Here is a 16,910-nt window from a genome sequence, read left to right as displayed (position 1 = left end):
AGGACCTGGTCGGGCGCCCGCAGCAGCGCGCCCGACCGGGCGGCCGACTGGCCGCGCCCCGCGTTTCCCGGGGCGTCCAGCGCCCGGTTCATCGCCTCGTACACGATCGCCCTCCGGACCTCGGCCGGCGTCACCAGGGGCTCCTCCCCCTCGGCCACGGCACGGTGGAGTCGAGGACACCCGCCGCGCGGCCCGCTCCCGCGGATGCGGGGTGGTCCCGTGTCTACCATCGGAGGGAATCACCGGATGCCCACAGACACGCCTGCGCACATCCGGGTCGGGGCCCGGCCACATTGGCGCCATGACCGCGCACTCGATGAGGGACCTGCTGCTGCGTGCGCAACGCGACGCGGCCTTCGCTGAACTGGCACGTACCGACCCGGACAGCGCCGCTGCCGACTACGACCTGAGCACCGGGGAGCTGGAGAGCCTGAGGCGCCTCGACTGGGACCTCTACCGGTATCTGGTCCCCGCGCTCGCTGGCGGAGATCTGTCCATGACGCTCCCGCCCACCACACTCACCGAGCCCATGCACCTGACCTACCACTCGTTCTCGGAGCTGGTCCGCGGCCCGAAGGGCCCCGAAGCGGAGGCGAAACGCCGGGACCTGGTGGCGGAGATCGAGACGCTGAGCGGCTCGGCCCGCCGCGCCAAGCTCGAAGAACTGATGGAGTACGTGTGAACGCCCAGGAGAAGAGCGTGCGTCGGCCGGTCGACATCTACATCGTCGGCCTCGGCATCCGCAACGTCCAGCAGATCACCCGCGAGGCCGAGCAGGCGGTGCGCCTGAGCAAGAAGGTCTTCACCGTGGACGCCGGTTTCGGCATCGACGAGTTCCTGAGGACCTTGTGTCCGGACGTGCGCAGCATGTTGGACCACTACGAGGAGGGCGGCGACCGGCTGCGCACCTACCGGGCGATGGCGGCGGAGGTCGTGGACGCCGCGGTGGACGACGCTCCGGTCTGCTTCGCCACCTACGGGCACCCGAAGATCTACGTGTATCCCAGTCAACTGATCGAGCAGGCGGCGTCACTGCTCGGTCTGACGGTCAGGGTCCTGCCGGGCATCTCGGCCCTGGACACGATCATCACCGACCTGAGCCTCGACCCGGGTCCGCACGGCCTCCAGATGTACGAGGCGACCGACCTCCTGGCGCGCGAGCGGCCCTTGCAGCCGGAGGTGCCCTGTCTGCTGTGGCAGGTGTCAGCCGTCGAGACGGCCATGTACACCACGAAGCGGGGCAACGCCGAGCGGTACCGGCGGCTCCAGGACTACCTGCTGCGCACATATCCGGCGGACCACGAGGTCACCATGGTCCTCAGCTCCACCTACGCGTTGTTGGAACCGTTGAAGGAGACCTTTCCCCTGGGGGAGCTCGCTCGGTTGCTGGCTCGCGGCCTCCAGGTCGGGACCCTCTACATTCCGCCGTTGAAGGAACGGCCGATCAGCAACCCCGACATCCTCCACGACGCCTTCAACGCCGACCACCTGGAGCGCATCACCGCCGCGTCCTGAGAAGAACGGACTGCCGTGACGGCGAGCGCGGCCACCCGGACACCTTGCTCGGCCTTGCAGCGCTCGCCCGGTGGCACCCTCAGCACGCCCGCGACCCCGCCGACCGGTCCCCAAGAACACCGAAAGGTCGAAAAAGCGGTACCGGATTCCTCCGATACCGCCTACGACCTGCGAAAACACAAGTCGGGACGACAGGATTTGAACCTGCGACCCCTTGACCCCCAGTCAAGTGCGCTACCAAGCTGCGCCACGTCCCGGTGCCCGCCCTGACCTGGGGTTTCCCCCGGCCGAACGTGCAGGGAAACCATACCGCACTCCGTGCCCTGGTCGTGCACGTCGCGCCCGGTTGACCACAAGCCCACTTGAGGTTGCACAGTGGGACGCATGACCAAGGCGACCGACGCCAGCTGGCGTGAGAGGCCCGGGGAACGGGCGGGGAAGCAGACCGGGGTGCAGGGGGGAACGCACGGGTACGGGGATCTGGAGCGGCTCATGGGGCTGCTGGCCGGGGACGAGAAGCACGACACTGCGGCGACTTCCACCCTGGACGTGCTCTGGGTGCTGTACGACCGGGTGCTCCGGGTGGACCCGGCCACCATAGAAGCGCCGGGCCGGGACCGGTTCCTGCTGTCCAAGGGGCACGGGCCGATGGCGTACTACGCGGTGCTGACGGCGAAGGGGTTCGTGCCCGAGGGGTGGTTGCCCGGTTTCGGGGAGTACGCGTCCCCGCTGGGGCACCACCCGGACCGGATGCTGGTGCCGGGGGTGGAGATCGGCAGCGGCTCCCTGGGGCACGGGTTGCCGCTGGCCGTGGGCACCGCGCTGGGGCTGCGCGCCCAGGGGCTGGCCGACCCCGCGGTGTGGGTGCTGATCGGGGACGGGGAGCTGGACGAGGGGAGCAACCACGAGGCCATCGCCTTCGCCGGGCCGGCCGCCCTGGACCGGCTCCACACCGTGGTGATCGACAACGCCTCGGCGAGCCGGTCCCGCCCCGGCGGGATCGCCGCCCGGTTCGAGGCGGGCGGCTGGTCCACCGTCACCGTCGACGGACGCGACCACGCCGCCCTGTACGCGGCCTTCACCGCCCCGCACCCGGGACGCCCGCACGCGGTCGTCGCCCGGGTCGACGTCTGAGCACGGAGAGGCTGATCGATGGACACGATGCGTGACCGTTTCGCACCCGTGCTGACCGAGCTGCTGGACGAGGACCCCCGGGTGGCCGTGGTGCTCGCCGTGATCGGCTCGGACAGCTTCGCGGAGGCCGCACGCCGGCACCCGGAGCGGGTGATCGACGTGGGCATCCGCGAGCAGTTGCTCGTGGGAGCGGGCGCGGGGCTGGCGCTGACCGGACTGCGGCCGGTGGTGCACACCTTCGCGAGTTTCCTGGTGGAGCGGCCGTTCGAGCAGATCAAGCTGGACTTCGGCCACCAGGGGGTGGGCGGGGTGCTGGTGAGCGCGGCGGCCTCCTTCGACTGGCCGTCGGGCGGCTTCACCCACATGTCGCCGGGCGACGTGGCGCTGCTGGACACGCTGGACGGCTGGACGGTCCACGTCCCCGGGCACCCCGACGAGGCCGAGACCCTGCTGCGGCACGCCGTCGCCGCCGGCGACGACAAGGTGTACGTGCGCCTGTCCGTGCAGTCCAACCCGCGGGCGTGGGACGTCGACGGGGAGCGGTTCCTCACCGTGCGCGACGGTGGGCGGGGGGTCGTGGTGGCGGTGGGACCGACCCTCGGCAACGTGCTGACCGCCACCGAGGGCCTGGACGTCACCGTCCTGTACGCGACGACGGTGCGCCCCTTCGACGCGACGGCGCTGCACCGGGCGGCGCTGGCCGCCGCGGGACCGCACGGCACGCCGGACGTCGTCCTGGTCGAGCCGTACCTCGCCGGTACGTCCACGACCGCCGCCAACGACGCACTGGCCGACGTACCCCACCGGGTGCTGGGGCTCGGCGTGGGCCGCCGGGAGCTGCGCCGCTACGGAACGGTCGAGGAGCACGTGGCCGCGCACGGGCTGGACCCCCGCTCGCTGCGCGAGCGGATCACCGGCTTCCTGGGCGACGGTCGGTGACCCGAGTCGGGTGTTCGGCACCGGCGCAGCGCGCCGCGGCAGGGGCGGCGGGGCGACCTCACGGTCCGAGCGTCAGCACCGCCTTCCCGCGTAGCCGGCGCGCCAGGAGGTCGTCGATCGCCGACCCCGCCTCGTGCCACGAGGTGACGCTGCCGACTCCCGGGTCCAGTTGCCCCGCGGCGACCAGGCCGACCAGGTGGGAGAGGTCGGCCGCGAAGCCGTCACCGGGCTGGAAGCCGATGAGCCTCAACTGTCCCTTGACCAGTTGGTAGGGCGCGAGGGGCGTGTCCTGCCAGGAGGTGGCGCCGATGGACACCACCGTGCCGCCCTGGGCCATGTGCCCCAGGATCTCGGCCAGTTGCGGTCCGCCCACGTTGTCCAGCACCACGTCGAGCGGTGCGTCGAGTTCCTTCGGGTCGACGAGGACGTGGTGCGCCCCCAGTTCGACGAGGCCGGCTCCCCGCGCGGGGTTGCCCACCAGGGCGTAGACCTCGGCACCGAGCCGGCGCGCCAGTTGCACGGCGAAGTGCCCGACGCCGCCGGACGCCCCGGTGATCGCCACCCGCTGCCCGGGCATCACGCCCGCTTGGCGCAGGGAGCGCAACGCGGTCAACCCCGCGACGGGCACGGCCGCGGCCTGTGCGAAGGACACCTCGGACGGGAGGACCGCCAGGTCGTCCACGCGGACCGTGCGGAGTTCGGCCCATCCTCCCGACCGCCCCCAGGTGACGACCCGGGCACCGGGGGCGGGGCCCCCGCCCGAAGGGGCGGCCCGCTCGACCACGCCCGCCGCGTCCCAGCCGGGGACGGCGCCTTCCGGCGCCGTGTTCAGTTCCGTGGGGATCTCCCCGTAGTTGAGGGAGGTCGCGTGGACTCTCACCAGGACTTCGCCCGGCCCCGGGGCCGGGTCCGGGACGGTGGTCAGCCGCAACCTTCCGGGTGCCTCTCGGTCGACGACCAGCGCGCGCATCGGGCTCAGCCTCCTCATCGGTCGGACACCGTGACCGCGCCGGTACCACCGACGTCGTGGACGTCGCCCGCACGGACCTCGGCACCCGGTGCAACGAAACGGATGAGGGCCGAGGCGTCGAGGTCACGTCGCGCCCGCCCTCCCCTACACCGATCAACCCTACGCCCCCTGGGCGCAGTTGACGGATTGGGCCGGCCGGGCACTCCTGTGGCCACCGGCCGGCGCCGCCTAGCCCTCTGCCGGCCCCCGACGGCCGGCACCGCCCCCGGGGCGGACCGCCGGGGGCTGGTCGGGCAGGCTGCCGGGGCCGCCGGCGATCACCGGTGCGGGCCGCGGATCGGCGCGGACCAGCCCCCGGATCGCCGGGACGAGCAACAGGGTCGCGGGGACGGCCACGGCCATGGCCGCGCCGAAGAGCAGGACGCCGTCCCCGCCCGCGGCGGTGGCGGTGGCGGCGGGGCCGGCGAGGGCCTGGCCGACCGGCATCATGGCGAGGGAGCCCGCCACGTCGTAGGCGTGGATGCGGTTGAGCACGTCGGGCGGGACCTGGGTCTGCACGCTGGTGGCCCACATCACGGCCCAGAACGAACCGCCGGCACCTGCGACGGCGGCGCCCAGGCACATGGCCCACACCGGCAGGTTGGCGCCGACGGTCGCCGGGTGGGCGGCGAACCCGAAGAGGGCGATCGACCCGGCGCGCAGCATGCGGCGGGGACGCAGCCGCAGGGCGATCAGTCCGCCGATGACCGTGCCGGCGCCGAGCGCCGAGTTGACCAGGCCGTAGGCGCGGGGGTCGTGGTCCTGGATGACCTCGGTGGCCACCAGGGGGATGGCGGGACCGGCGACGGCGACGGAGTAGGCGCACCAGATGGCGATCACGCCCCAGAGCCAGGTGCGGGCCCGGAACTCCCGCCAGCCCTCGACCAGGTCGGCACGGAAGCCGTGGGGGTGGCCGCGGTCGTCCGGGGCTGGCGCGGGGAGGCGCATCAGCACCAGGCAGAGGGCGCTCACCCCGTAGGTCGTGGCGTGGGCCGCGAAGACCCCACCGGCCGAGGAGACGGCGACCAGCAGCCCTGCCAGCGCGGGGCCGGCGAGGTGGGCGGTGGACTCGGCGACGCGGATCGCGCCGTTGGCGGCCTGCACGTCGGCGGCGAGCCGGGGGACCGTGCTGGCGACGCCGGGCTGGAAGATCGCCGCGGCGGCGCCGTTGACCGCGCCGATGACGCAGATCTGCCACAGGACGACGTGCCCGGCGAAGAAGAGGCCGGCAGTGAGGGCCTGGGTGCCCAGGCGCAGCACGTCGGAGCCGATCATCAGCAACCGGGGGCTGAAGCGGTCCGCGAAGACCCCACCGAAGATGACCAGGCCGGCGAAGCAGGCCACGGAGGCCGCCATCGCCAGGCCCACCGCCCCCGCTCCGTAGCCGTGTTGGAGGAGACCGGCGGCGAGGGCGACGGGCAGCATGGTGTCGCCGAGCTTGGCGACCGCGCGGGCGGTGAAGAAGAGGTTGAAGTTCCAGGACCAGAGGCGGGGGCGCGACTCGCCGCCCTGGTGGGGGCCGCCTCCGGCTCCGCGGCCGGTACCGGGGCGAGGGCGCCGGGTGGGGACGGGCGCGCCCGGCCCGGTGGCGTCCTCCGCGGCGGGTCGGTCACCACCGGCGGGCGTTCCGTCCCCGGCCGTCCGGTGCAGTCGTCCGGGCGCGGGACGGCGGAGCGCCGGGCCGTCCGCCCGTCTTCGGCGGGCGGACGGTTTCCCTCGTCGCCCTCCGCCCGTGGAGAAACCCGATGCGTCGGACCCGATCGATATCGCTGACATCGCCGTCCGTGCCCTCCCCAGTTCCCCCGGGTCCGCGGTCCCTTGTCCCCTGGGGTCCTCCGACCCCTGTGCGGATGATGCCAGGTGGCCGCGGTCCGCCGAAAGCGGTTTCACCGTGCGGGCGGGGCCCCCAGCCGGGGGTGGGCCTCCACCAGGCGGGTCGGGGCCGCCTGGCGCCAGGAGTCGGCGAGGATGTCGGCCAGTTCCGTCTCGTCCTCCAGGGCGGCCAGGCGCACCCGGACCCAGGCGAACGCCTCTTCGTGGCCGGCGATCCAGAACTTCTCCGGCTCGGCCAGCACCAGTTCGTCGCGCTCCTCCTTGGGGCAGCGGACCGCGATGGAGGTCTCCCGCTCCGGCAGGGTGGCGAACATCTTGCCCGCGACCCGGAACGTGGGCATCTCCCAGGCGGTCTTCTCCGTGGTGTCCGGGAAGGACAGCGCGATCCGGCGTACGTCGTCAGCGTCTGGCATGGCACGAACCGTAGTCAACGCCACTGACAACCGCTCTCCGCCCGCCCCTCACCGGGACCGCGCGGACCTCGCGCCGCCCTCCGGACCGTCGACGCGCTTGTAGAAGAGCGTGGTGGCGCGGAGGGTGCCGTGCGGGTCGGCGGCGTAGTCCGGGATCGTCCCGGCCGCCTCCCAACCCGCGGTCCGGTACAGGCGTTCGGCGGGGCTGTCGGTCTCGGTGTCGAGGCACAGCAGCCGGACGCCCGCTTCGGCGGCCCCGCGTTCGGCTGCGGCGAGCAGCGCGCGGGCCAGTCCCCGGCCGCGCGCCCTGCGGTGCACCATCAGCTTCACGAGTTCGGCGCGGTGCACGCCGTTGGGCGTCTCGGTGAACCGCACGCCCACCGTGCCGGTCGGCCCCGCCGCGTCGCGGGTCACCCAGACCGCGTGCAGCCCGGCGTCGACGGCGGGGGCGACCCCGCGCCACCAGGCGGCCGCGTCCGCGGGTTCCAGGGAGGCCAGGAATCCGAGGGAGGCCCCCGCGTGCACGGTGTCGACGAGGAGGTCGGCCAACGGGTCGACCAGTTCCAGCAGTTCGGCCCCGGTGCGCAGTCGGGTCACCTCGTCGGCCGGTCCGGGGCCGGCCCGGCCCGGGCCCGCCGCCGGGGTCGTGCGGTCGCTGCTCACGGTGTCTCCTCCAGTGCTCGGTGGGGGTGCCCGTCGCCGGGGCGGCGGGACGTGCGGGGCGGGCGCTACCGGACGGCGGGCGCGGTCCCGCGGGCCGCGGCGGCGCCGTCCAGCGCGCTCAGCACGGGACGGATCAGCGGGTGCTCCTCGGCGCCGCAGCGCACCGCGGCGAACACCCGCCGGGTGGGGGCTCCGTCGAGGGGGCGGACCACCACGCCGCCGAGGTCCATGTCGCGCAGGGCGGCCCGGGGCACCAGCGCCACTCCGGCGCCCGCCGAGGCCAGGGCGACCACCGCCCGGAAGTCGTCCGACTGGTGTTCGAGACGGGGGCGGAATCCGGCGTGTTCGCAGGCCAGGACCACCACGTCATGGCAGGGGTTGCCGGGGTAGGGTCCGATCCAGGTGTCGTGGGAGAGTTCCGAAAGCGCTCTCAGCGACGGGAGTCCGGCGAGTTCGTGCCCGAGCGGGAGCACCGCGTCGAACGGTTCGGCGTACAGCGGTACCCGGGTCAGTCGGGGGTCGTCCGCGCCGGGCGCGCCCCGGTACTCGACGGCGACCGCGATGTCCACGCGCCGGTCCAGGACCATGGGGAGGCTCGCGTCCCCCTCTGCGTCCTGCACCCGGACCCGGATGCCCGGTGCGTCCGCGGCGAGCCGGGCGAGCGCGGGGGCCACGACCAGCCCGATGCCGGTGGCGAAGGCCGCGACGGTGACCGTGCCGGCGGCTCCCGAGTGGTAGGCGGCGAGTTCCGCGTCGGCGCGTTCGAGTTGGGCCAGCACCACATGCGTGTGGCGGAGCAGGATCTCCCCCGCCGGGGTGAGCCGCACGCCCCGCGCCCCGCGCTCGACGAGGCGGTGACCGGTCTCCTGCTCCAGCGCGGTGAGCTGCTGGGAGACCGCGGACGGGGTGAGGTACAGGGCGGCGGCGGCAGCCGTGACCGTACGGTGGTCGGCCACCGCACGGAGGATGTGCAGCCGTCGTGCCTCGATCATGCGCGTGCCCCGGTCGTCTTGCCTGCTCGGTCAGGTGTCCGATTCTCGCAGGTGCCGCGGCCGGCTCCGGAGCCGCTTGACCTTGACACGGTGACAAGGTCTTCACTGTGGCAGCAGGAGGTGGTCCCGATGGCCATGGAGACGGACACGAGGACGCCCCGTCCGGGGTTGGAGCACGACAGCGCGTCGGTGCGGCTGCGGGCGGCGCTGGCGATCGGCACCGACCCGGACCCGGCGCAGGTCGGTCCGCTGGTCGAGCGGTGCGCGCAGGAACCCGACTTCTCCGTGCGCGAAATGCTGACCTGGGCGCTCACCCGCCACCCGGCCTCGCTGACCGTCCCGCTGCTGGTCGACGAGGTCCGCACGGGGGGCGCCCGGGCGCGCAGCCAGGCCCTGCACACCCTGTCCAAGATCGGCGATCGGCGGGCCTGGCCGGTGATCACACCGGCGTTGTGGTCGGACCCCGACGAGGAGGTGGCCCGCAGCGCCTGGCGGGCCGCGGTCGCCCTGGTGCCCGAAGGTGAGGAGGGCGCCCTGGCCGTAGGGTTGGCCACGCAGTTCGGTCGCGGGGAACGCGAGACGCAGCTCAGCCTCAGCAGGGCGCTGATCGCGCTCGGGGAGGCGACGGTTCCGGTCCTGGCGGAGGCGAGGACGGCCGCCGACCCCCGGGTGCGGGCGCACGCGCTCGCCACGGAACGGCTGCGGCGCGACCCGGACGCCGGATTCGACTTCTCCGTCGAGGAGGCGAAGCGCGTGGTGGCCCTCGGCGGGGCCGGTGAGGAGGAGTGACGGACCGTGTTGATCGGTGAGGTCGCACGCCGTTCCGGGGTCAGCGCCCGCATGCTGCGGCACTACGAGTCGCTCGGCCTGCTGGGAACGACGCGGCGCACCGACTCCGGCTACCGCGCGTACTCCGACGAGGACATCCGGCGGATCTTCCACATCGAGAGCCTGCGGTCCCTGGGGCTGTCGCTGCGCGATGTCGCCCGGGCCCTCGACGACCCGGGCTTCGCCCCCGCGGCGCTCGTCGCGGACCTGGTCCACCGCACCCGGGAGCGCATCGCGGCGGAGACGGAGTTGCTCACCCGGCTGGGCCGGATCGCCGCGGCGGAACCCGCCGGCTGGGAGGACGTCCTCCGTACCGTCGCGCTCCTCCAGGCACTGGGTTCGCCGAGCGCGCCGGACCGGCAGCGCGCGGCGCTGTCCACGGTCGACGACCGGCCGGTGCCGGTGGCGGCGCTGGTCGAGGCCGTGCTGGCGGAGCCGGACCCGAACGTCGCCGGTGCCCTGCGATGGGCGCTGGCACGATCGGGCGCGGACGGGCTGGCGCTCCTCGCGGAGGGCCTCGACTCCCCCGCGGCCGAGGTGCGCGAGCGTGCCGTGCGGACCGTCGCCGAGCTCCCCCGGGACGAGGCGACCGCACTGCTGCGAACCGCCCTCGACCACGCCGACCCGGTGGTGCGCGGCCAGGCTGCCCTGGCGCTCGGCGCACGCGGACTCACCGAGGCGGTCCCCACGCTCATCGAGATGATCGTCGAGGAGGGCGGGGCGGGCAACGACGCCGACGCGGCCGATGCGCTCGGCGCGCTCGCCGTCGACTCCGCGGCGGCCGACCGGATCGCCGGCGCACTCGTCGCCCACCTCGCCGACGACGCCCTCGGACCGTCGGCACGTCGACGGCTGGCACAGGCCCTCGCCGACGTGCCGGGACCGCTGGCCGCCCGCGCCCTCACCGAGCTGTCGCACGACGAGGACCGGGCCGTCGCGCTGACCGCCGCCTACGGGCTCGTGCTGCGCACCCGGCGGTAGGGCGCGCCTCAGCGCGCCGCCCGCTCGGCCGCGAGGTCCGCCCGGGCCGCCACGAAGGCGTCGACGGCCCGGTCCACGTCGGCGGCGGAGTGGGCGGCGGAGAGCTGGACCCGGATGCGGGCCGCGCCCCGGGGGACGACCGGGAACGAGAAGCCGATCACGTACACGCCCCGGTCGAGCAGCAGCTCCGCCATCCGGGCGGCCTCGGCGGCGTCGCCGATCATCACCGGGACGATCGGGTGGTCACCGGCCAGGATGTCGAAGCCCTCGGCCGCCATCCGGGTACGGAACCGGGCGGTGTTCTCCACCAGCTGCCGGCGTAGGCCGTCCGCGGACTCCAGCAGGTCCAGGACGGTCAGCGAGGCCGCGGCGATCACCGGGGCGAGGGTGTTCGAGAAGAGGTACGGCCGGGACCGCTGGCGCAGCAGGGCGACGATCTCGGCCCGGGCCGCGACGTAGCCGCCGGAGGCGCCGCCGAGGGCCTTGCCGAGGGTGCCGGTGACGATGTCGACGCGGTCCTCGACGCCGTGCAGGGCGGGGGTGCCCCGGCCGCCGGGGCCGGTGAAGCCGACCGCGTGGGAGTCGTCGACCATGACCATGGCGTCGTAGCGGTCGGCGAGGTCGCAGATCTCGGCCAGCGGGGCCACGTAGCCGTCCATGGAGAACACGCCGTCGGTCACGATCAGGCGGCGGCGCGCCCCGGAAGCGGCCTTGAGCTGCTGTTCCAGGTCGGCGAGGTCGCGGTTGGCGTAGCGGAGGCGGCGGGCCTTGGAGAGCCGGATGCCGTCGATGATGGAGGCGTGGTTGAGGGCGTCGGAGATGACCGCGTCCTCCTCGCCGAGGAGGGTCTCGAAGACGCCGCCGTTGGCGTCGAAGCAGGAGGAGTAGAGGATCGTGTCCTCCTGCCCGAGGAAGGCGGAGAGCCTGGCCTCCAACTCCTTGTGGACCTCCTGGGTGCCGCAGATGAACCGCACCGACGCGAGCCCGTAGCCCCAGCGGTCCAGGGCGCCGTGCGCGGCGGCGACCACCTCGGGGTGGTCGGCCAGCCCCAGGTAGTTGTTGGCGCAGAAGTTCAGGACCTCGCCGCGGGCCGGGGTCCCGTCGGGGCCGGTGGTGACGCCCACCGTCGCGGACTGCGGGGTGGCCAGCACGCGTTCGGGCTTGTGCAGCCCGGCGGCCCGGATCTCGTCGAGGGTGGCACGCAGGTCGTCACGCACGGAGTCGAACATCGTCGGGTCCAGTCTTCGTAGGGGCGGCGGAGGGGGTGGGTCAGGCGGTCCAGTCGAGGATGACCTTGCCGCCGCGTCCGCTGGCGGCGTCCGCGAAGGCGGCTTCGTGCTCGCGGTAGTCGTAGCGGCCGGTGATGACCGGGGCGAGGTCGAGGCCGCCCTCCAGCAGCACGGACATCGCGTACCAGGTCTCGAACATCTCCCGTCCGTAGATGCCCTTGAGCGTGATCATGGAGGTGACGATCCGGGCCCAGTCGACGGGGAACTCCTCGGTCGGCAGGCCGAGGACGGCGATCCGGCCGCCGTGGGTCATGTTGGCGATCATGTCGCGCAGGGCCTCGGGACGGCCGGACATCTCCAGGCCGACGTCGAACCCCTCGCGCAGGCCCAGTGCCCGCTGTCCGTCGGCGACGGTGGCGGCGGAGACGTCGAGGGCGAGGCTGACGCCGATCTTGCGGGCGAGGTCCAGGCGCTCGGGGCTGACGTCGGTGACCACCACGTTGCGGGCGCCGGCGTGCCGGGCGACGGCCGCGGCCATCAGTCCGATCGGCCCCGCACCGGTGATCAGCACGTCCTCGCCGACCAGCGGGAACGTCAGCGCGGTGTGCACGGCGTTGCCGAACGGGTCGAAGACGGCGGCGACGTCGAGGTCCACCGGGGCCCGGTGCACCCACACGTTGGTGGCGGGCAGCGCGACGTACTCGGCGAACGCCCCGTCGCGGCCCACGCCCAGGCCGACCGTGGCGCGGCACAGGTGGCGGCGTCCGGCCAGGCAGTTGCGGCAGGTGCCGCAGACCAGGTGTCCCTCGCCGCTGACCCGGTCCCCCACCGCGACGTCCCGCACGTCCCGGCCGATCTCGACGACCTCGCCGACGAACTCGTGCCCGACGACCAACGGGGTCCGGATCGTCCTGCGCGCCCAGCCGTCCCAGGCCCGGATGTGCAGGTCGGTGCCGCAGATGCCGGTGCGCTGGACCTTGATGAGGACGTCGGCGGGGCCGATCCGGGGATCGGGCACGTCCATGAGCCGCAGTCCCGGTTCCGCTCGGTCCTTGACCAGTGCCTTCATCGCCACGGCTCCCTGTCGTCGTCGCACACCAGGGCACGGCGGAGCAGGGCTCCGCCGTCCGTGGAGGGGTGGTTGACCGGCGGGCGGACGCTGGGGCCCGCACGCCGACGGGACGAATCTGCCGTACGGCGGGGTCCGGGTCCATCGAGGATTTCTTAACCGGAGCCGCAGGTTTGCTACAGGTGGCGGGCGGTCACAGGAAGTCGGCCTCCCGGCGCCGGATCTCCGCGGCGAGTTCCGCGGCCCGGCTCTTGATGGTCTCCAGTCCGGCCCGCCCCCAGGGGCGGGGTTCCGTGTCGATCACGCAGACCGTGCCGAGGGCGATCCCGGTGCGGTCGAGCACCGGCGCACCCAGGTAGGTGCGCACCCCGGCCTCGTCCACCAGGGGGTTGCCCGCGAACCTCGGGAAGTCCCGCACGTCCTCCAGCACCAGGGCGCGGCGCCGGACGACCACGTACGGGCAGTAGCCCCGTTCGCGGCCCATCCGGCGGCCGGGGGACGACGCCCCGGCCCCGGTTCCGGCGCCCAGCAGGAGCGCGCTGCGCCCGCCCGGGGTGCGCAGGCCGGCGAGGAACTGCTGGTGTTCGTCCACGAAGTTGACGAGGGCGAACGGGGACCCGGTGGTCTCGGCGAGCAGGTCCGCGAACGCGTCGAACACCGGGTCGGGCAGCCCGCCGAGCCCCAGTGCCCGCAGCCGCCGCGCCCGTTCGGGTGCCTCCCGGTCGACCGGGGTGAGCAGGAACGGAACGGGTCGGGCGGCCGGTACGTGACTCATGCGCGGGCCTCGTGGCCCGTCGGGTGGGCGGGTGCGTACACGAGGAGGTGGCGCACCAGGGTCAGCAGGGTCTGGATGCCGGAGCTGGAGATGCGGGCGTCGCAGCGGACCACCGGGACCTGCGGGTCCAGGTCGATCGCGGCGCGGACCTCCTCGGGGTTGTAGCGGTGGGCGCCGTCGAACTCGTTGACGGCCAGGACGAAGGCGAGGCCGCGCTGTTCGAAGAAGTCCACGGCCGGGAAGCACTCCTCCAGCCGGCGGGTGTCCGCGAGGACGACCGCGCCGAGCGCGCCTTCGGAGAGTTCGTCCCACATGAACCAGAACCGTTCCTGGCCGGGGGTGCCGAACAGGTACAGCACGTGCTGCGGATCGAGGGTGATCCGACCGAAGTCCATGGCGACGGTCGTCTCGGTCTTGTTCTCGATGCCCTCCAGGCTGTCGGTCGTCGCGCTGACCGTGGTGAGCAGTTCCTCGGTGCTCAGCGGCGAGATCTCGCTCACGGCGCCGACGAAGGTCGTCTTGCCGACTCCGAAGCCGCCCGCGACGAGGATCTTGAGGGCCGTGGGGAAGGGGTCACAGCTGCCGTCGTAGTCCATCAAGCACTGCCTCCAGAAGGGACCGGTCCGTGGGGTTGTGGAAGAAGGCGGGCGGTTTCGTCGTGAGGGCCCCGCAGTCGACGAGGTCGGAGAGCAGCACCTTGGTGACGGCCGCCGGCAGTCTCAGCTGGGCGGCGAGTTCCGCGACGGAGACGGGCGCGTCGCACAGCGCCAGGGCCTGGGTGTGCTCGGGCCCGAGGTAGCCGAGGGGCCGGGCGCCCGTGGTCATCACCTGCGAGAGCAGGTCGAAGGAGGTCGAGGGCCGGGTGCGGCCGTTGCTCACGGTGTAGGGGCGCACCAGCCGTCCGGCCGCCTCGTCGAGCCACGGCCCGTCCGTGGGGGCGACGGTGCTCAACGCGGTGTCCCGGTGGGCACGACGGCGGAGGCCGTCTGGCGCGGGGCGGTCATGAGGTACGGGCGCACGCTCTTGACCAGCATGGCCATCTCGTAGCCGAGGACGGCGGCGTCGGCGCTGCGGTCGGCGAGGACCGCCAGGCAGGTGCCCGATCCGGCGGCGGACACGAACAGCAGGGTGTCGTCGAGTTCGACCACGACCTGCCGGACGTCCCCGCCGTCGCCGAAGCGGATGCCGGCGCTGCGGCCGAGCGAGTAGAGGCCGGACGCCAGTGCGGCCATGTGGTCGGCGCCGTCCGGTTCGAGGCCGTGCACCGACTTGACCAGTCCGTCCGAGGACAGCAGGACCGCGCTGCGGGTGTGCGGCACCCGCTGGACCAGTCCGCTCATCAGCCAGTCGAGGTCGGTCGTCTGGCCGGACTGCACATCGCTCGCCATGGTGGTTGGGCTCCTTGGGGTACAAACGGTACGAAGAGGGGTGCGGGGTCAGCGTCCGGGGGGCGGGGGGCCCTGGTCGGGCGCGGGCCGGGGGGTCCCGGCAGCGGCCGGCGGGGCGGCCGACTGGGCTGCGGTGAAGGCGCTGAGCGCCAGGTCGTGGATGGGCGTGCGGGTGAGGGCCGGCAGTTCGTGGGCGGGGACGTCCAGGGCGGTCAGCACGGCCGGCTTGGTGGGCGACGCGTGGTCCACCGGGGGGTGGTCCCGGGCCGTGGGGGGCTGTGGCCGGCCGGCCGCGGGGGCGGGGGCGGACGTGTGGCGGGCTTGCGGAACGGCCCGGGCGGCCGGGAGGCGGGCCTCGTCCTGCACGCGTTGGGCGTGCTGGGCCTCGGCCAGGTCCACCCCGCGTTGGAAGGCGGCCATCAACCCCGGGTCGGCCTCGGCCGACGGGCCGGGGGCGGGACGGCTCGGGGCCTGCCGGAGTTGCGGGACGAGGTGCTCCTGCGCACGGCGCCGGGGCAGGTGGGGGCGGTCCGGCGCGGGTGCGGGGGCCGTCCGCGAGCCGAGTCGTCGGGTGGGGCGCTCCTCGGCGAAGTCGTCGCCCCGCGGTCGAGGGGCGCCCCCGGGGGCGGGGGCCGGGGGGAGGGCGGCCGGGTCCCCGGGGACGGGGCGGGAGCGGGTCGCGTGCCCGTCGGGCGCGGGACCGGCGGGGATCCGGGGGCGGGACCGGGAGTCCCGGACCGGGAGGGAGCCCGAGCCGCCGCGCGGCGGCCGGGGAGCGGCTCCGCCGGTGCCGGGGGGCGGAACGGGCACCACGGCCCGGGAGCCGGGTCGCAGGGCCCCGGGGGAGGACGGCCGTCCGGTGGGGACGGTGGTGCCCCCGGTGCCGGACGGGAGGCTCGGGGCCGGGGTGCCGCCGCCGGCGCCCAGCAGGTCCTGGGGCAGCACCAGGACGGCCTGGGTGCCGCCGTAGATGTTGCTCTGGAGTCGGACGACGATGCCGTGCCGATGGGCGAGTTGGGAGACCACCAGCAGACCGATGCGTCCGTCCTGGAGGAGGCTCGCGACCTTGAGCTGGTCGGGGGCCGACAGCAGGTCGTTCATCCGGGCCTGTTCCTCGACGGGCATTCCCAGCCCGCGGTCCTCGACCTCGATGGCGATGCCGGAGGCGACCGGGGCGACCCGCAGCAGCACCTGGGTGTGCGGGGCGGAGAACACGGTGGCGTTCTCCACGAGTTCGGCCATCAGGTGGACGACGTCGGCGACGGCGTGGCCGCGCAGGGTGCCGTCGAGGGGGGGCACCAGCCGCACCCGCGCGTACTGCTCCACCTCGGCGACGGCGGAGCGCATCACCTCGTGCAGGGAGACCGGGGTGGTCCACTGCCGGCGGGAGACCGCGCCGCCCAGGACGGCGAGGTTCTCGGCGTGGCGGCGGATCCTGGTCGCGAGGTGGTCGACGTGGAAGAGGCCCTTGAGGAGCTCCGGGTCCTCGACCTCGTTCTCCAAATCGTCGAGGATCGTGATCTCGCGGTGCACCAGGGACTGAAGTCGGCGCGCGAGGTTGACGAACACCTCCACCTTCTGTTCGCTGCCGGCCCGGCCGGACAGGTGGGCGGCGTGGTGCACGGCCCGTTCGGAGGTGGCGCGGGCGTGTGCCAGTTCGCGGGCGAGCCGGGTGAACTCGTCGTCGGCGGAGGTGGCTTCGGGATCCGGGGCGTCGGTGAGCGGGGGCGGTTCGGGGGTGACCTCCCCCCGGTCGAGCGCCGCCACCAGCTCCCGGACCGCTTCCCGGCCCTCGATGCTGGTCCTGCGCAGGGCGCCCAGCCGGTCGCCGAGGGCGCGGGCGGCGCGGCGAGCCGCCACGGCGGCGATGACGATCCCGGTCAGGGCGACGGAGAGCGCCCCGGCGAGGACGGCCCAGAGGGTGATCCCGGTGGGGGTGGTGGAGGCCCGTACGGTGAAGAGTACGGCGGCGGTGGCGCTGAGGGCGACGGCGACGGCGGGCAGCACGGCGATCCGCAGCAACTGCGCCCGTATGTGGGGCTCGGGCAGGGGGAGGGCTGTGCCGCCCGGCCCGCCGTGTCCGGTGTCGTCCCGGCGGTCTGCGCGTACGGCCGGTGCGCGGAGGTGTGGCATCGGTGTCCT

Annotated in this window: 18 protein-coding genes and 1 tRNA gene; 6 read left to right on the top strand and 13 right to left on the bottom strand. The window is 74.1% G+C overall.

Annotation, left to right across the window (positions count from 1 at the left end):
* Window positions 1-301 precede the first annotated feature (301 nt).
* Both ACSMX9_RS26485 and ACSMX9_RS26480 read left to right on the top strand, forming a co-directional pair.
* A complete protein-coding gene (locus ACSMX9_RS26485; protein ID WP_445397640.1) occupies window positions 302-682 on the top strand; it encodes a hypothetical protein in 381 nt (126 codons plus the stop codon).
* Window positions 679-1,515: an SAM-dependent methyltransferase gene (locus ACSMX9_RS26480; RefSeq protein WP_445397638.1), complete on the top strand. Its 837-nt coding sequence runs from the start codon at window positions 679-681 to the stop codon at window positions 1,513-1,515. Before ACSMX9_RS26485 ends, ACSMX9_RS26480 begins: the two co-directional genes overlap by 4 nt.
* 183 nt (window positions 1,516-1,698) lie before the next feature.
* Here the strand turns inward: ACSMX9_RS26480 and ACSMX9_RS26475 are convergent.
* Window positions 1,699-1,772, bottom strand: a tRNA-Pro gene (locus ACSMX9_RS26475).
* A 235-nt stretch (window positions 1,773-2,007) separates the two neighbouring features.
* Here ACSMX9_RS26475 and ACSMX9_RS26470 point away from each other — a divergent pair.
* Entirely contained in the window at window positions 2,008-2,649 is a 642-nt protein-coding gene (locus ACSMX9_RS26470) for a transketolase (RefSeq protein ID WP_445403107.1), read from the top strand.
* An 18-nt stretch (window positions 2,650-2,667) separates the two neighbouring features.
* The gene (locus tag ACSMX9_RS26465) at window positions 2,668-3,588 is read left to right on the top strand and encodes a transketolase family protein (RefSeq protein WP_445397636.1); all 921 of its coding nucleotides are present in this window, start codon (window positions 2,668-2,670) and stop codon (window positions 3,586-3,588) included.
* A gap of 58 nt (window positions 3,589-3,646) precedes the next feature.
* Here ACSMX9_RS26465 and ACSMX9_RS26460 read toward each other — a convergent pair whose 3' ends face one another.
* The 5 genes from ACSMX9_RS26460 to ACSMX9_RS26440 form a co-directional block, all read right to left on the bottom strand.
* On the bottom strand, window positions 3,647-4,558 hold the full coding sequence (locus ACSMX9_RS26460) for a zinc-binding dehydrogenase (RefSeq protein WP_445397635.1): 912 nt from the start codon (window positions 4,556-4,558) through the stop codon (window positions 3,647-3,649).
* A gap of 228 nt (window positions 4,559-4,786) precedes the next feature.
* Entirely contained in the window at window positions 4,787-6,373 is a 1,587-nt protein-coding gene (locus ACSMX9_RS26455) for an MFS transporter (RefSeq protein WP_445397633.1), read from the bottom strand.
* A 110-nt stretch (window positions 6,374-6,483) separates the two neighbouring features.
* Window positions 6,484-6,843, bottom strand: a complete 360-nt coding sequence (locus ACSMX9_RS26450) for an MmcQ/YjbR family DNA-binding protein (RefSeq protein ID WP_445397631.1) — start codon at window positions 6,841-6,843, stop codon at window positions 6,484-6,486.
* Between the two features lie 48 nt (window positions 6,844-6,891).
* Window positions 6,892-7,440: a GNAT family N-acetyltransferase gene (locus ACSMX9_RS26445; RefSeq protein ID WP_445403106.1), complete on the bottom strand. Its 549-nt coding sequence runs from the start codon at window positions 7,438-7,440 to the stop codon at window positions 6,892-6,894.
* A gap of 131 nt (window positions 7,441-7,571) precedes the next feature.
* Complete coding sequence (locus tag ACSMX9_RS26440) at window positions 7,572-8,498, bottom strand: LysR family transcriptional regulator (RefSeq protein ID WP_445397629.1); 927 nt, start codon at window positions 8,496-8,498, stop codon at window positions 7,572-7,574.
* A 129-nt stretch (window positions 8,499-8,627) separates the two neighbouring features.
* Here ACSMX9_RS26440 and ACSMX9_RS26435 point away from each other — a divergent pair, with 129 nt between their 5' ends.
* Together ACSMX9_RS26435 and ACSMX9_RS26430 are read left to right on the top strand one after the other, a co-directional pair.
* Window positions 8,628-9,287 carry a HEAT repeat domain-containing protein gene (locus tag ACSMX9_RS26435; RefSeq protein ID WP_445403105.1) on the top strand — a complete coding sequence of 220 codons (660 nt, stop codon included), beginning with the start codon at window positions 8,628-8,630 and terminating at the stop codon, window positions 9,285-9,287.
* A gap of 6 nt (window positions 9,288-9,293) precedes the next feature.
* Window positions 9,294-10,307, top strand: coding sequence for a MerR family transcriptional regulator (locus tag ACSMX9_RS26430; protein WP_445397627.1), 1,014 nt, complete (start codon window positions 9,294-9,296; stop codon window positions 10,305-10,307).
* Between the two features lie 8 nt (window positions 10,308-10,315).
* On the opposite strand, the gene ACSMX9_RS26425 is transcribed toward ACSMX9_RS26430, so the two are convergent.
* The 7 genes from ACSMX9_RS26425 to ACSMX9_RS26395 all read right to left on the bottom strand — a co-directional run bounded on the left by ACSMX9_RS26425 (window position 10,316) and on the right by ACSMX9_RS26395 (window position 16,901).
* Window positions 10,316-11,536, bottom strand: coding sequence for a glycine C-acetyltransferase (locus ACSMX9_RS26425; protein ID WP_445397625.1), 1,221 nt, complete (start codon window positions 11,534-11,536; stop codon window positions 10,316-10,318).
* Window positions 11,537-11,576: 40 nt separating this feature from the next.
* On the bottom strand, window positions 11,577-12,605 hold the full coding sequence (gene tdh / locus ACSMX9_RS26420) for an L-threonine 3-dehydrogenase (protein ID WP_445397623.1): 1,029 nt from the start codon (window positions 12,603-12,605) through the stop codon (window positions 11,577-11,579).
* 193 nt (window positions 12,606-12,798) lie between these two features.
* On the bottom strand, window positions 12,799-13,380 hold the full coding sequence (locus tag ACSMX9_RS26415) for a GAF domain-containing protein (protein ID WP_445397621.1): 582 nt from the start codon (window positions 13,378-13,380) through the stop codon (window positions 12,799-12,801).
* Window positions 13,377-13,976, bottom strand: coding sequence for a GTP-binding protein (locus ACSMX9_RS26410; protein WP_351244046.1), 600 nt, complete (start codon window positions 13,974-13,976; stop codon window positions 13,377-13,379). The genes ACSMX9_RS26415 and ACSMX9_RS26410 overlap by 4 nt, the downstream gene beginning before the upstream one ends.
* A complete protein-coding gene (locus ACSMX9_RS26405) occupies window positions 13,954-14,331 on the bottom strand; it encodes a DUF742 domain-containing protein (protein ID WP_351244048.1) in 378 nt (125 codons plus the stop codon). Before ACSMX9_RS26405 ends, ACSMX9_RS26410 begins: the two co-directional genes overlap by 23 nt.
* Window positions 14,328-14,768: a roadblock/LC7 domain-containing protein gene (locus ACSMX9_RS26400; RefSeq protein ID WP_351244050.1), complete on the bottom strand. Its 441-nt coding sequence runs from the start codon at window positions 14,766-14,768 to the stop codon at window positions 14,328-14,330. Before ACSMX9_RS26400 ends, ACSMX9_RS26405 begins: the two co-directional genes overlap by 4 nt.
* 48 nt (window positions 14,769-14,816) lie before the next feature.
* Window positions 14,817-16,901 carry an ATP-binding protein gene (locus ACSMX9_RS26395; protein WP_445397619.1) on the bottom strand — a complete coding sequence of 695 codons (2,085 nt, stop codon included), beginning with the start codon at window positions 16,899-16,901 and terminating at the stop codon, window positions 14,817-14,819.
* Between the last annotated feature and the right edge of the window lie 9 nt (window positions 16,902-16,910).

Source organism: Streptomyces sp. LE64, assembly GCF_052606915.1.
Note: the sequence above shows the minus strand (reverse complement) of the source record. Positions and strands in the feature narration are given on the sequence as shown.

Coding starts and splice junctions, on each gene's coding strand:
- ACSMX9_RS26425 (WP_445397625.1), bottom strand. CDS start 11,536: ATGTTCGACTCCGTGCGTGACGACCTGCGTGCCACCCTCGACGAGATC.
- ACSMX9_RS26400 (WP_351244050.1), bottom strand. CDS start 14,768: ATGGCGAGCGATGTGCAGTCCGGCCAGACGACCGACCTCGACTGGCTG.
- ACSMX9_RS26450 (WP_445397631.1), bottom strand. CDS start 6,843: ATGCCAGACGCTGACGACGTACGCCGGATCGCGCTGTCCTTCCCGGAC.
- ACSMX9_RS26410 (WP_351244046.1), bottom strand. CDS start 13,976: ATGGACTACGACGGCAGCTGTGACCCCTTCCCCACGGCCCTCAAGATC.
- ACSMX9_RS26460 (WP_445397635.1), bottom strand. CDS start 4,558: ATGCGCGCGCTGGTCGTCGACCGAGAGGCACCCGGAAGGTTGCGGCTG.
- ACSMX9_RS26465 (WP_445397636.1), top strand. CDS start 2,668: ATGGACACGATGCGTGACCGTTTCGCACCCGTGCTGACCGAGCTGCTG.
- ACSMX9_RS26435 (WP_445403105.1), top strand. CDS start 8,628: ATGGCCATGGAGACGGACACGAGGACGCCCCGTCCGGGGTTGGAGCAC.
- tdh (WP_445397623.1), bottom strand. CDS start 12,605: ATGAAGGCACTGGTCAAGGACCGAGCGGAACCGGGACTGCGGCTCATG.
- ACSMX9_RS26415 (WP_445397621.1), bottom strand. CDS start 13,380: ATGAGTCACGTACCGGCCGCCCGACCCGTTCCGTTCCTGCTCACCCCG.
- ACSMX9_RS26440 (WP_445397629.1), bottom strand. CDS start 8,498: ATGATCGAGGCACGACGGCTGCACATCCTCCGTGCGGTGGCCGACCAC.
- ACSMX9_RS26485 (WP_445397640.1), top strand. CDS start 302: ATGACCGCGCACTCGATGAGGGACCTGCTGCTGCGTGCGCAACGCGAC.
- ACSMX9_RS26395 (WP_445397619.1), bottom strand. CDS start 16,901: ATGCCACACCTCCGCGCACCGGCCGTACGCGCAGACCGCCGGGACGAC.
- ACSMX9_RS26455 (WP_445397633.1), bottom strand. CDS start 6,373: ATGTCAGCGATATCGATCGGGTCCGACGCATCGGGTTTCTCCACGGGC.
- ACSMX9_RS26470 (WP_445403107.1), top strand. CDS start 2,008: ATGGGGCTGCTGGCCGGGGACGAGAAGCACGACACTGCGGCGACTTCC.